General features: G+C 69.9%; 16 protein-coding genes and 1 pseudogene. 6 read left to right on the top strand and 11 right to left on the bottom strand.

The annotated features are described in order from the left end of the window. Positions 1-74 precede the first annotated feature (74 nt). Positions 75-1,409, top strand: coding sequence for an HNH endonuclease signature motif containing protein (locus BN10_RS04995; RefSeq protein ID WP_010850090.1), 1,335 nt, complete (start codon positions 75-77; stop codon positions 1,407-1,409). A 108-nt stretch (positions 1,410-1,517) separates the two neighbouring features. Here the strand turns inward: BN10_RS04995 and BN10_RS04990 are convergent, their stop codons facing one another. After that, a complete protein-coding gene (locus BN10_RS04990; RefSeq protein WP_010850089.1) occupies positions 1,518-2,378 on the bottom strand; it encodes an Fpg/Nei family DNA glycosylase in 861 nt (286 codons plus the stop codon). Continuing rightward, positions 2,371-3,570, bottom strand: a complete 1,200-nt coding sequence (locus tag BN10_RS04985; protein WP_010850088.1) for an App1 family protein — start codon at positions 3,568-3,570, stop codon at positions 2,371-2,373. The genes BN10_RS04990 and BN10_RS04985 overlap by 8 nt, the downstream gene beginning before the upstream one ends. A gap of 618 nt (positions 3,571-4,188) precedes the next feature. Here BN10_RS04985 and BN10_RS04975 point away from each other — a divergent pair. Together BN10_RS04975 and BN10_RS04970 are read left to right on the top strand one after the other, a co-directional pair. Continuing rightward, on the top strand, positions 4,189-4,791 hold the full coding sequence (locus BN10_RS04975) for a hypothetical protein (RefSeq protein WP_010850086.1): 603 nt from the start codon (positions 4,189-4,191) through the stop codon (positions 4,789-4,791). Positions 4,792-4,909: 118 nt separating this feature from the next. Then, on the top strand, positions 4,910-6,178 hold the full coding sequence (locus BN10_RS04970) for an ATP-dependent DNA ligase (protein WP_084310931.1): 1,269 nt from the start codon (positions 4,910-4,912) through the stop codon (positions 6,176-6,178). Between the two features lie 30 nt (positions 6,179-6,208). On the opposite strand, the gene BN10_RS04965 is transcribed toward BN10_RS04970, so the two are convergent. Together BN10_RS04965 and BN10_RS04960 are read right to left on the bottom strand one after the other, a co-directional pair. Next, on the bottom strand, positions 6,209-6,490 hold the full coding sequence (locus BN10_RS04965) for a MazG nucleotide pyrophosphohydrolase domain-containing protein (protein ID WP_010850084.1): 282 nt from the start codon (positions 6,488-6,490) through the stop codon (positions 6,209-6,211). 24 nt (positions 6,491-6,514) lie between these two features. Further along, on the bottom strand, positions 6,515-7,168 hold the full coding sequence (locus BN10_RS04960; protein ID WP_010850083.1) for a trimeric intracellular cation channel family protein: 654 nt from the start codon (positions 7,166-7,168) through the stop codon (positions 6,515-6,517). Between the two features lie 43 nt (positions 7,169-7,211). Here BN10_RS04960 and BN10_RS04955 point away from each other — a divergent pair, with 43 nt between their 5' ends. Further along, positions 7,212-8,156 (top strand): alpha/beta hydrolase, encoded by a 945-nt coding sequence (locus BN10_RS04955; protein WP_010850082.1) that lies wholly within the window; start codon positions 7,212-7,214, stop codon positions 8,154-8,156. A gap of 24 nt (positions 8,157-8,180) precedes the next feature. On the opposite strand, the gene BN10_RS15590 is transcribed toward BN10_RS04955, so the two are convergent. Together BN10_RS15590 and BN10_RS04945 are read right to left on the bottom strand one after the other, a co-directional pair. Continuing rightward, positions 8,181-8,741: an LON peptidase substrate-binding domain-containing protein gene (locus BN10_RS15590; protein WP_010850081.1), complete on the bottom strand. Its 561-nt coding sequence runs from the start codon at positions 8,739-8,741 to the stop codon at positions 8,181-8,183. A gap of 4 nt (positions 8,742-8,745) precedes the next feature. Then, positions 8,746-9,603, bottom strand: coding sequence for an aldo/keto reductase (locus BN10_RS04945; protein ID WP_010850080.1), 858 nt, complete (start codon positions 9,601-9,603; stop codon positions 8,746-8,748). A gap of 136 nt (positions 9,604-9,739) precedes the next feature. On the opposite strand from BN10_RS04945, the gene BN10_RS16730 reads away from it, so the two are divergent. Further along, positions 9,740-13,180, top strand: a complete 3,441-nt coding sequence (locus tag BN10_RS16730; RefSeq protein ID WP_010850079.1) for a hypothetical protein — start codon at positions 9,740-9,742, stop codon at positions 13,178-13,180. 127 nt (positions 13,181-13,307) lie between these two features. On the opposite strand, the pseudogene BN10_RS17945 reads toward BN10_RS16730, so the two are convergent. After that, positions 13,308-13,472: pseudogene (locus BN10_RS17945) on the bottom strand (TFIIB-type zinc ribbon-containing protein); the annotation flags it as partial. Further along, entirely contained in the window at positions 13,469-14,401 is a 933-nt protein-coding gene (locus BN10_RS17245; protein WP_198014008.1) for an aminoglycoside phosphotransferase/kinase family protein, read from the bottom strand. The gene BN10_RS17245 and the pseudogene BN10_RS17945, both read right to left, overlap by 4 nt. A gap of 54 nt (positions 14,402-14,455) precedes the next feature. Here BN10_RS17245 and BN10_RS17240 point away from each other — a divergent pair, with 54 nt between their 5' ends. After that, on the top strand, positions 14,456-15,253 hold the full coding sequence (locus BN10_RS17240) for a PIG-L family deacetylase (protein WP_010850077.1): 798 nt from the start codon (positions 14,456-14,458) through the stop codon (positions 15,251-15,253). Here BN10_RS17240 and BN10_RS04925 read toward each other — a convergent pair. The 3 genes from BN10_RS04925 to BN10_RS04910 all read right to left on the bottom strand — a co-directional run bounded on the left by BN10_RS04925 (position 15,250) and on the right by BN10_RS04910 (position 19,065). Continuing rightward, positions 15,250-16,239, bottom strand: a complete 990-nt coding sequence (locus BN10_RS04925) for an LLM class flavin-dependent oxidoreductase (RefSeq protein WP_010850076.1) — start codon at positions 16,237-16,239, stop codon at positions 15,250-15,252. The two genes, BN10_RS17240 and BN10_RS04925, sit on opposite strands and share 4 nt — an antisense overlap. A gap of 1,561 nt (positions 16,240-17,800) precedes the next feature. Next, complete coding sequence (locus BN10_RS04915) at positions 17,801-18,541, bottom strand: integrase core domain-containing protein (protein WP_324603510.1); 741 nt, start codon at positions 18,539-18,541, stop codon at positions 17,801-17,803. Positions 18,542-18,747: 206 nt separating this feature from the next. After that, positions 18,748-19,065, bottom strand: a complete 318-nt coding sequence (locus BN10_RS04910) for a helix-turn-helix domain-containing protein (protein ID WP_010850074.1) — start codon at positions 19,063-19,065, stop codon at positions 18,748-18,750. Between the last annotated feature and the right edge of the window lie 71 nt (positions 19,066-19,136).

Raw genomic sequence — 19,136 nt, 5'->3', positions numbered from 1 at the left:
CAGAGAGCGGTATGCCGTGGCCGCGGCGGTGACGCTCGGGTTGGGCTGTCGGTGGTCGTTCGTACATTTGTTCCATGAGCATCCAAGCCCTCCACCGAGCGCCCGGCAGGGGTGCGCGTCCTGCCCTGGACGCCGTCCACGGAGCGCTCGACGGCGTGCCCGCGGAAGGCTCGGTGCTCGACGGTTCGGTGCTCGAGGGTGCGGTCGGTCCGGCGGTGGTGCTGGGGGAGATCGACAGGGCCATCCGGCGACTGCAGGGCCTGCGGCTTCGGGTCATCGCGGAGGCCGACGAGAAGCAGGTGGCGGACGACTCGGGGATGTCCTCCACGAGCGCTTGGGTGGCCGCGCGGTCACGCACGTCCGGTGCGGACGCTTCGGACGACGTCCGGCTCGCGGTGGCTCTGGACGGCGAGCTCGCCGCGACGAGGTCAGCGCTGTCCGAGGGCCGGTTGTCGACCGAGCACGCCAAGGTGATCGCGACGACGGCGGCGCGACTGCCCGAGGCGCTGGCCGCCACGGAGCGGGCACGGATCGAGACCTCACTCGTGGCGGCGGGCGAGCGGATCGACCCCGAGCGGTTGCGCAAGGTGGCCCGCCGGGCGCTGGCGCTGGCCGAGCGGTCGGTCGAGGAGACCGACACGCATGAGGGCGAGCAGTTGGCAGCCGAGGAGGAGTTGGCGTGGCAGAAGTGCCGCTTTACGCTCCGCCACAACGACGATGGCACGTCCACCGGGCATTTCACCGTGCCGCGGACCGCGGCGGACATCCTCAAGAAGGTCGTCCAGCAGTTGGCCTCACCCAAGCGGCTGGCGGCGCGCGAGCAGGAGCGGGGCCGAGCGCTCGGCCTCGACACCAGGGGGACCGAGCACCGTGCAGCGACCGTGGTCGGTGAGATCGACTGGCAACAGCGCAATGGGCAGGCCTTCGCCGAGATCCTCGAGCATCTGCCGACCGAGCGACTGCACGGCAAGGTTGCGGCGACGGTCGTGGTCACCGTCGAGCATCAGAAACTCGTGTCCGGTCTGGGGGCCGCGGGAATGGACACGGGTTCGGCAATGTCCATCGGGCAGGTGCGGCGGCTGGCCTGCGAGGCCGGAATCCTGCCGGCCGTCCTCGACGGTGATTCAGTCCCGCTGGATCTGGGCCGCACGAAGCGGCACTTCCAGGAGTCTCAGCGGGTCGCCCTGGCCACGGCCTACCACGAATGCGCCGCCGCAGACTGCGATCGGCCCTACGCCTGGTGCGACCTGCACCACGAGAAGCCATGGTCACGCGGGGGGCGGACCGACCTGGCCGATGCCGTCCCCCTGTGCGGGTTCCACCATCGCCTCGTGCATGGCGAGAGGCACCAGACGCGCATCCACCGGGTGGGAAACCGCAAGGTCGTCACCTTCAGGCGACGGCCTTAGATGTACCCGGCCAGGACCGATTGGGGGGAGCATCGGTGGGCAAGAGCGCACCGGTGGGCGAGGGCGCGCCGGGGGACGAGGGCGCATTGGTGGACACGTGGGCGCGCGCTACTTGAGGAACTTGCTGGTGCGCCGATCCGCCAAGGGCTTGCCGCCGGTCTGGCAGGTCGCGCAGTACTGCAGGGAGGAGTCCGCGAAGGACACCTCCCGGACGATGTCACCGCACTCCGGGCAGGACTCTCCGGTCCGACCATGGACGCGCATGCCCGCGCGCTTGGCGTCCTTGAGCTCCGCTGCCGGTTTGCCCGAGGCCGCCGCGACCGCAGCGGAGAGCGTGTCGCGCAACGCGGCATACAAGCGGGTGACGGTCGCGTCGTCGAGCGAGCCGGCGATCGCGAAGGGCGACAACTTCGCGACGTGGAGGATCTCGTCGGAGTAGGCATTGCCGATGCCACCGATCGTGCCCTGGTTGCGGAGCAGGCCCTTGAGCTGGACCCGTTGTCCGGCAAGGATCGCCGCGAAGCGCTCGAGGGTGAAGTCGTCGGAGAGTGGGTCCGGGCCGAGCGTCTGGATGCCGGGGACGTCGGCGACCGAGTTGACGATGTATGCCGCGAGCCGCTTGCGTGTCCCGGCCTCGGTGAGGTCAAAGCCCGAGCCGTCGTCCAGCCGGACACGAAGGGCGATCGGCGACTTGCCCGGGCGAATCACGGTCTGTGGCAGGGCATCGGACCACCGCAACCAACCGGCGCGGGCCAGATGGAAGATCAGGTGCGTTCCGCCACAGTCGATGTCGACGAACTTGCCATGACGAGTGACGTCCGTGACGGGCGCGCCGATGAGGGCCTGCGGCGGTGGGTTGAAGGTCTTGAGGACGCTGATCGAGCCGAGATCGACCCCCGTGACGGCCAGGCCGTCCAGCCGCGTGCTCAGGAAGTCGACAAGGGCTTGCACTTCGGGCAGTTCAGGCATCGTCGGCGTCCTCCTCGTCGTCGAGCAGCTGGTCGTCCTCGTCGTCCATCAGGTCGTCATCCTCGTCGTCGACCAGATGGTCATCCTCATCGTCCACGGCCTGCGGGTCGAGGGTGAGTTCGGGTCGCCCGAGGCCGAGGATCGGGCGGAGCAGCCGAGCCAGGCCGTAGCCGTCGGCGGCGCGGACGACGGGCATGGGCAGGTCCTCGGTCGGTGCAGGCACGAGGTCGTCGTTGGCGACGGGCAGTCCGTGGGAGAGCACCTGCTCGCCCGTGGTCAGCTGACGGATCGCAATGGCGCGGACGCTGCCGGGTCGGGCGGCCGCGAACTCGGCATACACCTTCGGGTCGTGTTGGCCGTCGTCACCGACGAGCAGCCACTTGATGTGCGGGAACTCCCGGGCCAGCCGATGCAGCGAAGCCCGCTTGTGCTGCTGCCCGGACCGGAACCAGCCGGTGTTCGTGGGACCCCAGTCCGTGAGCAGGAGGGGCCCCGACGGATAGCCGTGGCGGCGCAGGAAGCGGCCCAGATTCGGGGCGATGTTCCACGAGCCGGTGGAGAGATAGACGAACGGCATGTCGGGATGGGCGGCGCGCAACTCGCGATAGAGCGTGGCCATGCCCGGCACCGCACGCCGGGTGCCCTCCTCCCGGACGAAGGTGTTCCATGCGGCGATGACCGGGCGAGGCAGCGAAGTCGAGAGCACCGTGTCGTCGATGTCACTGACCACCCCGAAGCGCTGGGTCGTGGACACGACGATCACGTCGGCGTGGGCGTCATCGGCGTGCGGCGTGGAGAGCAGGACCTGGTGCCGACCGGGAGGCAGCCCGTGGCCCCTGACCGTGAGGTCGATGAGCCCGCTGGCATCAGTCGTCGTGTCGACCGTGCGCTCGCCTATCGTCACGGCCACCGGCACCTGCATGGCCGGCGAGGACACGAAGTCGCGCCACCACCGCGTCGCACTGTCGAGGTCGCGGATGGCGTCGCCGGCCCGGGGGGATCGGCGAGCGTCGTCGGTCCCATTGCGGCCGTCACGGTCCATGACCACCCGGCCCAGCACGCGCAGGGTCATGGTCGAGCCATAGCCGATGTGCGGCACGATCCGGGTGCCCCACCCGCGATCGGTCAGCCGCCTCGCGACACGCTGATTCCACGCGTCGTGCACGAGCGCTGCGACGTGCGGGCGTGGCATGTGTTGCAGCCTAGGGGAGACTGTCTTCGTGACTCCGGCGCAGCAGACCTCCGCGGGTGTGGCCGAGGGCTTCACGATCCAGGTCTTCGGGGTGCGTTGGCAGGTGCGTCCGGTCGGGATCGACGCGGAGCTCGTGGCCCACCTGCACGGGCTGTGGTCCCGCGCGATCGTCGAACCCGACAGCCCCGGCCCGGCTGTCGAGGAGTTGGTCGTCGCACCCCACCCGGAGGATCTCCAGGGTCCGGAGCCACCGTTTGTCGCCTTTGTCGGCACCGATCCGGAGGCGGCCCCCTATGCGCTGTCGGGAACCGTCACCATGCATTCGATGCACCGCCGCCGGGGCACTGCGCTGATGCTCCACGCCGTCGGTGTCGCCGGAGCGAACGGTCGCACCGTGGCCCTGGTCGCCCCGTCGGGGACGGGAAAAACCACGGCAGCCAGTCGCCTGGGCAAACCGCTAGGCTACGTCACCGACGAGACGGTGATCGTCGAGGGGACGATCGCATCTCGCCCTACCCCAAGCCGCTGTCGATCATCGTCGACGCGAGCCGGCCGGGCCACAAGGAGGAGTTCTCCCCGGACACCCTGGGGCTGGGGCCCACCCCGAAGGACCCGACCTTGGGCGCGATCGTGATCATCCGCCGCGACCCCGCGATCACTGTGCCCGACTTCGAGTTGCTCAGCCTGCCGGAGGCGATGATCGCCACGATCCCGGAGACGTCGGCGTTGCCCAAGATCCCCATGCCTCTGGCTCGCCTGGCTAGAGCGTTGTGCCAGGGGGGTGGCCCTTATCGATTGGTCTATTCGGAGATCGCCGACTGCGTGGACGTGTTGATCGGACTGACCGAGGGCCCACCCGCTGGTGCCCCCGCGTCACCGGAGTGGGAGCACCTGCCCGACGACGAGCGCCAGCCTCTCGACACCCCCTGGACGACCGTCTCCTGGGACTCGGTCGTCACCCGCGCCCCGTGGAACGATGCGGTCGCCAGTGAGGGTGAGGTCGTGGTCCTCCACGACCACGTCCCCAGCCTGCTCAATCGTCTCGGCGGAACGCTCTGGCGGCTCAGCGGCGACCGGATGTCGGTCGCCTACCTCACCCGCGTCGTCGAGGACATCGGTGGGCACCCCCGATCGAACGCGCTGGTCCTCGAAGCCCTCCAGTCCCTCGTCGACGGCGGCATGATGCAGATCGTCGACGACCCCGCGGCCGCGGACCGATGAGCGACGAGGGACCGGGCGACCTCGGAGCGCCGGCGCCGCCGGGCGAGCTCGTGCCGCGTGCACCGCTGGCCATCAGCGATCTCGTCACGACGCTCGACGTCGTCGGGCACTCGGCGAGATCGCCGCGCTCTCGGGTCCGGGATCGGCCAGGCGGCGGCAGGAACTCGTCGGCGCCCTCCTGTCGCCGGCGACCGACAGTGAGCGCGACCTGCTCGTGGCCGCCGTCCTCGGCGACGTGCGCACGGGAGCGCTCGACGGAGTACTCACCGATGCCCTTGCCAGGGCCGTGGCGCGACCACTGGCACAGGTGCGGCGGGCCGTCATGCTCGAGGGTGACCTCGGCCGCACGGCAGCCATGGCACTGCGTGATCCATCACGGCTGGCGACCGTGGCCCTGCGTGCGGGCACACCCGTGCAGCCGATGCTCGCGTCGACCGCGGCTGATGTCACCGAGGCACTGGCCACGACGGGCCGGGCAAGTGTCGAGCACAAACTCGACGGTGCCCGAATCCAGGTGCACCGCACGGCTGCCGACATCAGCGTCCACACGCGCAGCCTCGCCGACATCACCGAACGGGTGCCCGAGATCGTCGCCCTCGCAGCCACGTGGCCCGCCGACTCCTTCGTCCTCGACGGCGAGACCCTCATGCTCGACGAGGCCGGCTCACCCAAACCCTTCCAGGAGACGATGAGCCGCTTCGGCAGCCAGGGCGCCGACCCGGCCATCGCCCTCCAGCCCCGCTTCTTCGATGTCCTGACCATTGACGGCGAGGACCTCACCGGCCGACCCCTCGCGGAGCGCCGGGAACGGCTCGTGGCGCTCGTCGGGCCCGACCTCGTCATTCCCGGGACCGTCACCGAGGATCCCGTGGCAGCGCAGCAGGTGCTCGACGAGGCACTTGCGGCCGGGCACGAGGGCGTCCTCGTCAAGGCCATCGACAGCCCGTATGCCGCGGGCCGCCGCGGCAAGTCGTGGGTCAAAGTCAAGCCGGTGCACACCTTCGACCTGGTCGTCCTCGCCGCGGAGTGGGGCTTCGGCCGGCGCACCGGCTGGCTCTCCAACCTCCACCTCGGGGCGCGTGACCCGCAGGGCGCCTTCGGGGAGCCAGGTGGTTTCGTCATGATCGGCAAGACCTTCAAGGGACTCACCGACCAGACCCTGCGCTGGCAGACCGAAACCTTCCCGGGGTATGCCGTGCGCGAGACCCCCGGTGTCGTGTGGCTGCGGCCGGAGATCGTCGTCGAGATCGCCATCGACGGGGTCCAGCGGTCCTCGCGCTACCCGGGTGGGGTGGCCCTACGGTTCGCGCGGGTCAAGGGCTATCGCGACGACAAGTCAGCGGCCGAGACGGACACCATCGAGGCGGTCCGCTCGCTCCTGCGTTGAGCCGGTCAGTGAGCCGGCCAGGTGTGGGACTCAGCCACACGCACAGGGGACGGCGTGGCACTTGGGGCAGCCCGCGGCATACCTCTCGAGGGCGTGGGTGAGGTCGATGTCGAGCTGGTTGGCGAGTGAGGCGACCCACGCGAGGACGTCGCTGAACTCGTGCTCCTGCTGCGCTCGGGTGCCCTTGCGCACCGCCTGCGCGAGCTCGCCCACCTCCTCAGCGATCCACGCCACCGTGGAGGGGATCCCGCGCTCGGCGTCCCGCGCCCCATAGGTCGCGGCGATGACGGACTGGAGCTCGGCGAGGGTCATCGCGTCATGCTCGCACAGCGTCGATCAGCCGCGGCGGCGGTGTGGGATGCGCGGACGGAGGTCGGTGGCGGCCGGGAGCACCCAGCCGAACCGTCGGGCCGCGACGGCGAGGACGCCGGCCAGCAGGATGGCCGAGCCCATGCCCATCTCGGGGTGCCCGGCGAGGGCGAGCAGGGCGGCCGCGACGGCGGAGACGAGGGCGACCGACGCATAGAGCGTGCCGCTGAAGACCTTGGGGATCTCGCGGACGACGAGGTCGCGGATCATGCCGCCGCCGACGGCGGTGACCAGCCCGAGCAGGATCGCGGAGAGCAGGGGGAGATCCTGGGCCAGAGCCTTGGTCGCGCCGGTCGCCGCCCAGGCGCCGAGGGCGAGGGCGTCGGCGACGACGAGCCCGCGGTGGGTCAGTGTGCCGCGCAGGTCGACGAGGAAGGCGATCGCGGCACCGGCGAGCGCGACCCCCAGATAGGCGGGATTGTGGAGGGCGACGGGCGGGACCTGGAGGAGCAGGTCGCGCAGGACTCCGCCGCCGAGCCCAGAGATGAGGGCCAGGACGACGAAGCCCACCGGGTCGAAGCCGAGTCGGCGCGCGAGCAGCCCGCCCAGGACACCGTTGGCGAGCACGCCCGCGAGGTCAACGGCCTGGAAGATCAGGGTCGGCCCGACGGTCGTGCTCATGGGGCGCATCCTAAAAGGAGGGCGACGTGCGAGACTCCCGCCCATGGAGCACAGCACGTTCACGGTCCGCGCCGCCGATGGCACCCCCCTTCACGTCAATCGCTGGCTGCCGGAGGGCACGCCGCGAGCGGTCGTCCAGGTCGCGCACGGGATGGCGGAGCACTCGGACCGCTATGAGCGGTTCGCCGAGGCGCTGACCGGTGCCGGTTTCGCGGTGTATGCCGCGGACCACCGCGGGCACAAGGGCACCGCGGGCACGCACGACGCCGAGGGTTACTGGGCCGACCACGACGGGTGGGACACCGTCGTCGACGACCTCGCGGCCGTGACGGCCGCCGCGCGTGGCGAGCAGCCGGGGTTGCCCGTCGTGCTCTTCGGGCATTCAATGGGCTCCTTCCTCTCCCGGGCGTATGCCGCCAAGCACGCCGGCGCGGAGGGTGACCGGGATGCCATCGCCGGGCTCGTGCTGTCCGGCACGGCCGGCGACCCCGGCCCGCTCGGTGTCGTCGGCACGGGCATCGCTGGGTTGCAGGCGCGCCTGCGGGGGCGGCGGCACACCAGTGGACTGATGGACAAGTTGTCGTTCGGTCAGTACAACGCGGCCTTCAAGCCGAATCGCACGGCCTTCGACTGGCTGTCGCGGGACCCGGCCGAGGTCGACAAGTACGTCGCTGACGAGTGGTGCGGCAATGTCTTCACGGCCGGCTTCTATGCCGACCTGCTCGGCGGGCTGCGACAGATCAACAGCGACGCCCTCGTCGCCCAGGTCCCCAAGGACCTGCCGATCCTCGTCTTCTCCGGTGATCAGGATCCTGTGGGCAACAACGGAAAGGGGCCGCTGGCGGTCGCCGAGCAGTATCGCGCTGCCGGTGTCCGCGACGTCGAGTTGGTCCTCTATCCCGGTGGGCGGCACGAGATGCTCAACGAGACCAACCGGGACGAGGTCACTGCTGACGTCATCGCCTGGATCGACCGCGTCCTGTCCTGACGCTGCTCGATCGAGCGATTCGTCTCAGTTGAGCGATTCGCCGCCGGGCATCTGGTGGATCGGCCGTCCACCGAACTGGCTCTGCAGCCACTGCTCGTGCCGGATCAGCTCGTCGGCCAGGGCATCACGGGCTGCCGGATCGGCCGCCTCGAGGATGCGTTGGCGATCGCGCACCGAGAGACCCGCCTCGGCCGCCCGCCGGTGCGTGAATGGCGCTCGATCGTCGTCGGCAAGCCAGCCGACCTCCGCGGTGAGATATGCCGTGGGGCCGGCTGACGGCATACCGTCAAGGCGGAATCGCCTGTGCCCCAGGAGTTCCCACATCACCACGCGGCTCCCGTGGAAGTCGGCCTCCTCCGATCGTTGGAGCACACCCTCGGTCCCGACGGGTGCGAGGCGGCCGGCGTTGCCGTCACCCACTTCAGACCCTCCCTGGATGAGGACGATGCCGACGGATCGTTGATCCTCAGGCCGGGCCATCAGGTCGTCGTGGAGGGCGAGGTAGCGGTCCTCGAAGAGGCGCAGCGGCAGTGCCTGGCCCGGGACGAGGAGGGTCCCGAGCGGGAAGAGGGGGATGACCGGCACGGTGTCAGTCCTCCTCGTGGGTCTCCGGGTCGCCGTCGAAGAGTCGGCCGTCGGGGCGGCCGAGTGCGGTGATGGCGGCGACCTCGTCCGGGGTCAAGGTGATCTCGAGCGCGGCGAGGTTGGCCACCTGTCGGGCCGGGTCCGCGGACTTGGGCAGGGGGACGATCCCGCGGGCCACATGCCACGCCAGCACCGCCTGTGCCGGCGAAATTCGGTGTGCCGCAGCGATCCTGGTCAGCGGGTCGTCACCGTCCCCCTCGGATTCCATGCGGGCCAGCGGGCTCCACGCCTGGGTCCGGATGCCGAGGGATTCGTGTCGTGCCACGAGTTCGGCCTGGGGGAAGGAGGGGTGCAGCTCGACCTGGTTGACGCTCGGTGTGAAGCCGGTGGCCTCGATGACTTCGTCCAGCAGTCGCTCGGTGTAGTTGGAGACGCCCACGGAGCGGACCAGCCCACGCTCGCGGCAGGTGAGGAGCGCCTCGACGACCTCGACATAGCGCCCCTGGCTCGGATTGGGCCAGTGGACGAGCACCAGGTCGAGCACGTCGAGGTGCATCCGGCGCAGGCTGTCCTCGACCGAGCGGATCGCGAGGTCGCGGGCGTGGAACCGCCCGGGGACCTTGGTCTGGACGAGGATTTCGGCGCGGGGCACGGCACTCTCCCGAACGGCCCGACCGACCTCGGCCTCGTTCTCGTAGTTGACCGCCGTGTCGAGAAGTCGGTAGCCGACGTCCAGGGCCGAGCGCACCGCAGCCACGGCGTCATCGCCGCGCAGCGGCCAGGTGCCGAAGCCGATGGCGGGGAGCTCGAGGCCGTCGTTGAGCGTGTGGGTGGGCAACGGTGCGATGGTCATGGCGTCCATTGTGGCGACCCCCTCGCCCGATGGGTCCGTGCGCTCTGACTCTCCCGTCCCCCAACGCCCCCGAGACTCTTGCGGCCGAGTTAATACTGGGTGAACCGGCTTGCGGAAGCGCTTTCACGGGAGAACACTGGAAACCGTGAACGCAGTGCGCACCACCGACCCACTCCCCACGACGACGCCCAACCTTCTCTCGGCCGTCAACCTGCGTCTGGCCCTGCTCGGCCTGCCCACCCTGCAGGGGGTGCACGACGCCGAGGAGGACCTTGTCGCCCCGCTCTTGGAGCGCCAGCGCGAGTTGAGCCGCCGCCTCGACGATCGCCTGCCCCCGGTCGACGAGCGGATCGAGGCCTTCCTCGCCGACTTCCTCGAGGGCACCGACACCCAGCCGCGGCTGCCGCGGCGCACCCTGACCCTGGACCTGCCGGGCCTGGCGCGCACCCTGTCGCTGCCGGTCGACGCCGACGACTACTCCTCCGAGTTGCTCACCAGTTACCGGCTCGCCAACGGGGTCCTGCACAACCCGCGCAATGACCGCCGCACCACCGCCGGTGTCTTCCACATCGCCGAGGGTGGCCTGCCGATCCCGGCCGACAAGAAGGCCGTTCCCCGCGAGGTCTTCGGTCACCTGCTGGAGCGCGCGCTCACCCCGCCGGCAGCCGCCCTGGAGTTGCCGATCACGAGCACCCAGGCCCAGGCCGCCTCCTGCTTCGTCTCGCTGCTGCTGCGCCCGCTCGTCGTCGTCGGCGTCCCCGGTCGCACCCGCGAGCGCCGGATGGAGACCCGGTTCATCGTGCCCGGGTCGATGGTCGCGAACCTCGACTTCGTCGAGGGCATCTTCGGCAACGCCGGAGACCCCTACCTCCCCGAGAACGATGCCGCCCTCGATCCCCTCGGGTGGACCGGCCACACCGGCTGCGTCATCCTCGCGCCCCACCTCACCCACGTGACCAAGCAGTCCCTAGGCCTCCCCCATCGCGACAAGGCGACCGAGCGGCAGATCCGTGACGGCATGTGCTGGTCCGACCCGGCCGAGCGCTACAACGACGGCAAGGCCTTCAAGGTGTGCGCCCGCGACGAGCGCGGCGTCATGGTCACGATCATCGCGGACAACTACTTCGGCTACTGCAAGAAGGAGGTCAAGACCCAGATCTCCATGTCTGCCAACCTTTTCGGCGGAGCCGAGGAGGAGCACAGCGGCGGCGCCATGGTCTTCCCCTCCTGGGACGAGGGGCAAGAGTTCGCCAATCGGTATGCCGCGGGCTCACCCACCGTCGACGACGTCGTCTCGCGTGATCCGGCCGCCTGGGAGAGCCACGACCTGGGCTGGGCCAGCCTCGCCGGGCATCCCGAGTTGGTGCTCGTCCCGACCGGTGCTCGCTTCTCCCTGGCGACCCGCTCGATCACCTGGGGTGACGAGGCGGGGACCAACGGCGGCGGCGAACGCGGCATACCCTTCCGAGGCGACACGACCTACCTCGACCCGACCGGCTTCCGAGTGGCGATGAAGCAGGTCCGCAACGACCCTGCACAGTGGACGATCATCGGCACCTCACCACAAACCACGGTGTGCCACAAGCCTTCCACTGTCTCCGGCGGCGGGAAGTCCGAGATCTCGAAGTCGATCGCCGATGCGATCACCTTGGGCAACGCCTATGTCGCGGACTTCGACGCCGACATGGATGCCGTCGAGGCGATCTTCGAGCGAGACTGGGCAGATCGTTACGTCGACACCTCGTGGAACGGTCAGGACCACCGCCCCATCCTGGGCAGCGACCGGAGCATGGGCAGTGTCATCAAGTTGCTCACGCCCAGTGCGGAGTTCAGCGATGACCACAATGCATTCATCCGCAGCATCCCGCCGCACGTCCTCGAGCTCGTCTTCGTCATCAAGCGCGCCTACCGACCCGAGTGGGGTGAGGACTGGCGCAGCCACTTCTCGGTGAGCCGCGTCAACGGCCGTCCCGGCAACCGGCTGCGGCTCGATGGTCAGCAGGTGCTCGTCGACATGCTGCGCGTCGGCTTCGAGTCCGACGGCTCCTATCGGCTCTTCAGCCTGCGGCCCGACTATGCCGCGGCGGTAAAGGTCCAGACCGAGGACGACATCACCGCCTCGACCGTCGTGCCCAGTGTCGACCCTGCTGACGAGGGCCGGTCGGTGAAGTACGTCGAGAATTGCGAAGGCCTGCTCTTCCAGCGCCCCGATGACGCGATCAAGCCCGGCTACGACACGATCGCCGAGGCCGACATCGCCACCCCGGGCACCTTCTTGTCGAATTTCGAACCGCTGGATCGTGCTGCGGCACAGGCGATGCGGGACGACGCGATCAGCCTGAGCGAGTTCACGGCGCCGATGCGCAACCTCATCACCGAGTTCGCGACGGCCACATCCTCAGCTCTTGGTGCAACCAGTGGATCGGCCCCCGCGGGCTACCTGGCCTGCTCGGCACGCCCGCGCTTGGTCGACGGCAAACCGAGCAAGAACCCTCGCTACCTCCAGCTCCGGCCGGACCTGGCCGACCCGGTGGCCACGCGCGCGGCATACACGGCCCTGCGGTTGCACCGCGGCCTGGCCATGGACGCCCCCATCACGACGGGGGTCGACGTCGTCGCGGCCGGTCGACGCAACAATCCGCCCGAGCCCGGTGCGCCTGCCCTGTGTGCGTTCTCGCCGCTGCACTACCTCGAATTGCCCGAGTTGCTCATGGAGTTCATCTCCTCGATGACCGGCAAGTCTCCGTCGACGACGGGCGCGGGCAGCGAGGGAGCGATGACGAAGTCACCCTTCAACGCCCTCCCCACGACCTACGACCTCAACGCGGCGTTCCTGTCCTTCGCGCTCAGTGAGTACGACGGCTGGATCTCCGGCGCGGGTCACGTCGGCCCGCAGGTCCGCGTCGACCACGACATCAGCCTGCTCGTGCCGGAGGTCTTCGCCCGCATGACACCGCAGGAGCGGGATGCACAGTGGCTCATCGAGCACGGTTATCTCGAGCCGGTTGCCGACCTCGAGATTGACGGGCGCGTGGTTCCGGCGAGCCGGCTCGGGCACCGCATCACCGAGGCCTTCACCCGCACCTTCCTCGGCCGGATCTTCATGCACCCGACCGCCGTCCTCACCGAGGCGATCCTGCGCCCGGAGACCCAGGACCGGCAGGTCTTCGTCGACTCGGTCGACGTCATGGTCACCACCCACGAGCGGGTCGCGCGCTCCTACCTCGAGGACGGCACCATCGCCTCGGCGTGCCCGCCGGTCCGAGCTCTCCTCGAGATCATGGCGAACGGCACGTCGAGCGAGGGCTGGACGGTGCACTCCCCCGAGTTCCGGGCGCTCTTCACGCGCGAGTCGGTCCTCAACTCCTCGTGGTATGCCGCGCGCCTCGACGCCGCGCAATCGGCCGAGGTCGCGGAGCTCGAGGCGGGCATCGGTGCGCTGGAGGCATTTCTGGCCGGGTCGCCGGATCGCGCCGGACTCGGTGAGCGCCTCGCGGACGTCCGCGCGGCCCGCGACGAGGCCGCCACGCCTGCAGCGCGCGAGCGCCTCGTCGGCACCTTGGGCCGGCAGCAGGCCTTCCGCTGAGCTCCGCCCGCGGCGCGGGGGTCAGCTGCTGAAGAAGAGCCCGGAGAAGCCCTTTTTGCGGTAGGGGCGGCCGTGGTGGCGGCGCCTGGTAGTGGCTGACCTGCGCCTCAAGTTTGGTCAGTGCCTCGAGTTCGCCGACGTCGAGGAAGACGCCGCGGCAGGTGTCGCACTGCTCCAGGTGGATGCCGTTGCGCTCGTAGGTGCGCATCGTGCCGCGACATTTGGGGCAGGTGAGCTGGCCCGCGGCCGCGTCGGATCCTTGGTAGGGCTGGTAGGGCGGTGGTTGGCTCATGGCCCCAAGTCTGGCGCGTGAGTCTGTGTGATTCGTGTGCACGCGCTGAGCAGTCGGCGGATGATCTCGGCGTCCTCCCCGTGCCGCAGGGCCTGCGCGGTGAGGATCACCAGTGCCATGCGGGCCGGGGCGTCGAGGTGCTCCCAGAGGTGCTCGTCGGGCGGGAGGAGGCCGGGGCTGCGGCGGCGGTGGGCCGCGAGGAGTCGCGTCCAGTCTTCGTCCGCCAGGAGCCCCACTGCCCACAGGGCCGCCGGGCGTGCGAGGTCGGCCACGGGATGGCCGCGTCCGAGGTCGTCGATGTCGAGCAGGAGCCACTGGCCGGGCTGTGAGCCGTTCGTGGCGTGGGTGCCGAGGTGGCCCGGCTGGCCCCGCTGGCCCACTTGGCCCAGTTGGCCGAGGTGGAGGTCACCGTGGACGACGATGCTCGCCGGCACATCGTCCGGCACCCCGGCGAGCACCTGCTCGAGCAGGGCGCGCTGCGTCGGATCGGGCACCTGCGCCACAGCGCGACGGGCACGCGCGCGAGGGTCGGCCGCCGGCAGATGGCCCTCGACGGGCAGGGAGTGGAGGCGGGCCACCGTGTCCCCGAGCGCGTCCCACGGCAGGGGGTCTGCCGCGGGGTCGACCGGCTCGACCCGCGGCCACAGCGTGAGCAGACGACCGGAGGGTGCCTTTCGCGCAGCGGGTTCCAGCGGAGCAAGGAGGATCCCGGCTGCCCGTGGATCAGCAGCCACGGCGAGCCTGGCCGAGAGATGCTCCTGGGAGGCGTCCGCGGAGTGCAGTTTCGCGACGACCCCACCTGCTCGCCACAGCCGCGCGTTCGCGGGCAACCGAGACCAGCCGGCAGGATGGGCGCCGACCGCGACCACGGACTCGCCGGGGCAGATCTCGGCCAGTTGCTCACCCACCCAGGCGATGTCGTCATCCACCCGTTCAGTGTCCACGGTCGCCTCTCACCCGGTCCTGGCTCGTACGATCAGCCCGTGGCAGCACCCTCACCGGACCCTTGGTCGCTCCTGCGAGACGCAGCGGTCATCGTTCTCGCTCATGCACATCCCGACGACGAGACCTTGGCGACCGGCGCCTTGATCGCCGAACTCGTCGCGTCCGGGCACGAGGTCCACGTGGTGACCGCCACGCGCGGTGAGCGGGGCGAGTTGATGCCGGGCGTCACGGACGTCGAGCCGGGCTCCCCGGCGTATGCCGCGTGGCGCGAGAGCGAGCTCGCCGCCGCGCTTCGGGCACTGCGCGTCGAGCACCACGCCTACCTCGGCGCAGTGGCCGCGCAGTCCGGGCAATCGGCGCGGGCGACGGGCGCTGCTCGCGTCTATCACGACTCGGGCATGGAGTGGATCCGGGAGGGTCTGGCCGGACCAGCTGCCGACAGTGGTCCGGACTCCTTCACGGCGGCACCGGTGGCGGAAGCGGTCGACGACCTCGCGGCATACCTGCAAGGGGTGGGGGCCGACGTGGTGGTGACCTATGACGCGGGCGGTGGTTACGGGCACCCGGATCACGTGCGGATGCACGAGGTGACGCGGAGGGCGGCGCAACGATGCGGTGTCGCGATGATCGAGGTGATCCCGCCCGGGCGGGAGGTCGACGGTGATCCCGCAGCCGTCGTGTGGCGCAACCTGGCTCGTCACCTGGACGTCGTGCAAGAGGCGCTGCGTGCCCACGCGACGCAGGTGCGGGTGGACGAGGGGGAGGTCGTGCACGTGGGTGGCCAGCGCGAGCCGATCGTCACGAATGTCGGTGTGCGCGTGGTGAATTCGCGTTAGCGTGCGGCGGCGATGATCTCGAGGGCACGGATTCGGTCAGGGAGTCCGATGGCCTGATTGGTGACCATGACCTCGTCGGGGTCGGTGAGGCCGGCGAAGTCGCTCAGGCCCCGAGCCACGGCCGTGGTGTCGCCCACGATCGTGTGGCGCATCATGTGGCGTGCCTGCGCACCGCCTGGGCCCGCGACGAGGGCCTCGAGCTGGTCGTCCGTGAGGTCCTTGCCACCGGGGACGAACCGGCGGACGCGGGAGCGGATCACTCGGTCGAGGGTCGCCCGGGCGTGCTCGGCGTCGTCTGCGGCAATGACATTGCAGGCGGCAATGACGTAGGGGTGCGGATTCGCCTCTGAGGGTTGGTAATTGGCACAGTATGCCGCGATTGCCTCCTCGAGGGCGTCCGGCGCGAAGTGGCTGGCGAACGCATAGGGGAGGCCCAATTGTGCCGCGAGCTGGGCACCGAAGAGGCTGCTGCCGAGGATGTAGAGGGGCACCTTGGTGCCGCGGCCAGGAGTGGCGTGGATGCCGGCCGCCGCGAGGCTCGGATGGTCGTCGGCGAGGAACGCCTGGAGCTCGACGACGTCCTCGGGGAAGCGATCGCTGGCCCTCGGGTCCCGACGCAGTGCCTGCCAGGTGCGTTGGTCGGTGCCCGGGGCACGGCCGAGACCCAAGTCGATGCGGCCGGGGTGGAGCGCGGCGAGGGTGCCGAACTGCTCGGCAATGACGAGCGGGCTGTGGTTGGGAAGCATGATGCCGCCGGCGCCGACGCGAATTGTCGTTGTCGCAGAGGCGATGTGGCCGATGAGGACGGCCGTCGCCGCGCTGGCGATCGAGTCCATGTTGTGGTGCTCGGCGAACCAGATGCGCTCGAAGGCGCCTGTCTCCTCGGCCTTGCGCGCCAGCGTCGTGCTGTCGGAGAGCGCCTCACCCACGGTTTGGCCCTCGGCGACGAGGGCGAGGTCGAGGACGGAGAGACGGGGGTTGGGCATGTCGTCGATGGTATGCCGGGTTCACTCAGAGGCGTTATGCCCTGAGCGAAACTGCTGCGGGACAGCAGAATTGCCTGCCCTCTTCGGTTGTGATCGAACGTGTGTTCGAGTATCGTGAGGTATGACCTCGACCCCCGTTCCTGCTGCTGGTGGGGGTGTGGCGTGCCCGGTGGGGCGGGACTGGTCGCTGGTGTCGCTGGAGGCGAAGTTGGATCGGTTGGTGGCGTTGCAGGAGGCCGCGAACCGGATCGAGGCCGAGAAGGTCGAGGTGTTGGCGGCGATCGCGGTGGACCGGGACCGGCGGATCCTGGCCGACTGCCCCGACGAGGACGACACCGAGTTCGACACCCATGGCCGGTTGGAGGACTGGTCGGATGCGCCCGAGCTGGTCGCGCCCATCCTGGGCGTCTCCCTCGGGGTCGCGACCGGACGCCTGCACACCGCGGTCGGGCTGGTCCACCGCGCGCCCGCCCTGGTCGCGGAGATGGCCGCAGGCCGGTTGGACGGGTACCGGGCCTCGATGGTCCACGCCGATCTCGCCGACGCCCCAGCCGCGGTCGAAGCCGCGGTGGTCGCCCGCCTCGTCGGGCACGCCAGAAAGGTCGGTGCCTGGGTGGAGCCGGTCGGGCCGCTTCGGCGTCGGACCAGGACCATCGTGGCCAGGTGCGCACCCGACCTGCCCGTTGCCGGCGCGAAAGCCGACCGCCGCGACCGCGGAATCGATGTCCGAGGACTCAGCGAAACCCTGGATGAGTGGACCTGGCGGGTGCCGGTCGAGGACTCGCGCCTCGTGCGCGCCGCCGTCGAGGAACACGCCGGCGTGCTGCGATCGAAAGACCAGGACCTGAGCGTTCTCCAATCCCGCAGCGACGCCCTCACTGCCTTGGTCCTGGACCACACGAAGGTCACCGTGCACCTGCACGCCGCCGTTCCAGCCGATGACACGGCATCGGACCTGGTGCGCCTGACCGGGTTCGGCGCCACCGACACCACCCTGGTCCCCACCACCTGGCTACGCGACGCCCTCGACACGGGCCGCGCTGTGATCGACCAGCCCCTGCTGTGCGACCGCGGCACCGGCGCCCTGATCGCCGGGGACATCACCCGCGGGTTCCGACCCTCCACCCGCCACCCGACCACCTGCACCACCACCCGGGGAGCCACCACCGCGACCGACGTCGACCCCCGCTACCGCATCCCCGCCGCGATCCGCCGATTCATCGCGTTCCGCGACAAAACCTGCCGCTTCCCCGGCTGCGCCATCTCCACTACCTTCTGCGACCTCGACCACGTCACCCCCTGGCCCCACGGACCGACCACCCCGAACAACCTCATCGCGTTGTGTCGCCGACACCACCGACTCAAGCAAACCCCCCACTGGAACGTCCGGCTCCTTCCCGACGCCACCACCGAATGGACCACCCCCTACGGCAAGACCATCACCACCAGCCCCGTCAACCTCCTCAACACCATCCCTCCAACCCCCAACCTCGCCGCCCTGCCCCCCGACCTCGCCGCCCTGCCCCCCGACCCAGCCGTCGATGACCCTCGCTGTCCCGCGTCAAGAAGTTGGCAGGTTTTCGGGCTCGGGAAAGTTGGGTGTCGCCGGGTCAGCGAGGCCCAAGTGGACCTCTCGGGGCCTGTTCCAGGCCAGCGCCTCGTGCGGCCGGTGGGTGTTGAACTCGATGCGGAACGTCTCGGCTTCTCGGACCAGGTCGAGGGCGTCGTCGATCTGCTCGCGGTACAGCCGCTCGTACTTCAGCGACTGGAACGCGCGCTCTCGCACGCCGTTTTGGCCCGGCGACCTCACGCGGGTGCGGACGTGACGCAGCTCGGGTCGCTTGGTGATGAAGGACTCGAAAACGAACGAACGGAACGGGCCGCCGTTGTCGGTGACCAGGGTGATCGGGACGATCTCGCCGGTGTCGGGGTCGGTCAGGTACTCGATGAGCGACTGCCCGTCCGGGAGCAGCCGCTCGGCCTCGGCCAGCGCCAGCTCGACGGCCTCGATCGCGTCGTGCTTGTTCGCCGTCGGCGACCAGTGCCACCCGAACTCGTACTTCGACCAGTAGTCCGCGACGCCGGCGACTCGCCAGGTTCCGCCGGTGGTGGTCTCGTACTCGCTGAAGTCGAACTGCCACACCATGTTCGGCCCGGTCGGAGGCGCCGCGAACGCGGCCTTGCGGGCTGCGGCGAGTTGACGTCGTTCCCGCTGGTAGGACGCGGACAGGAGCAGGCCTTCCTCGGCGAGCACCCGAAGAACGGTCGACTGGGAGAGCCGGTGTCCGGCGTGGCGGGCCATGGCCCACACCTTCCGATGTCCCCATGCCGGATGCTGCCCAGCCAGCGACGTCACGACCTCCCGGTGCGCGTCGCGGGCCGGCGCCGGCCACGGTCCTTTCGGCGGATGCCCAGCCCTGGCCTTGGCCTGCCACCGCCGGTACGTCCGTTCCGGGATGCCGACCAGCTGGGTGAACCTCGCGGTCGGCATCCCCTCGCTGACGCGGACTACCTCGAGGTCCGTGAAGGGCCCAAACGGCCCTCCGCGCTCTTCTTCCACACCCGGATCTCGACCGCGGCCTCACCCAGCGCCCGGGTCAGGTCATCAACCTCGGCCTCCAGCTGGGCCTCCCGAGTCGACGGACCGGTCTTCCCAGCAGCCAAGGCGGACTTGCCGGCCTCGATGAACTCGGCCTTCCACCGCCCAATCGACTGCTCGGACACCTTCTCCTTGCGGGCGGCCTCGGCGATCGAGACCTCCCCGGCAAGGATGCTCAACACGATCCGGGACTTCTTCTCCGGCGGAATCACCGGTGGTCGCCCCATGGCACACCTCCCTGACTCAGGCGCCGATCATGCCCTCATAACCGGCCTGCCAGAAAGTCTGAAGCGGGACA

This window comes from Phycicoccus elongatus Lp2, assembly GCF_000367525.1.
GTDB lineage: Bacteria > Actinomycetota > Actinomycetes > Actinomycetales > Dermatophilaceae > Phycicoccus_A > Phycicoccus_A elongatus.
This window is presented reverse-complemented; position numbering and strand designations above follow the sequence as displayed.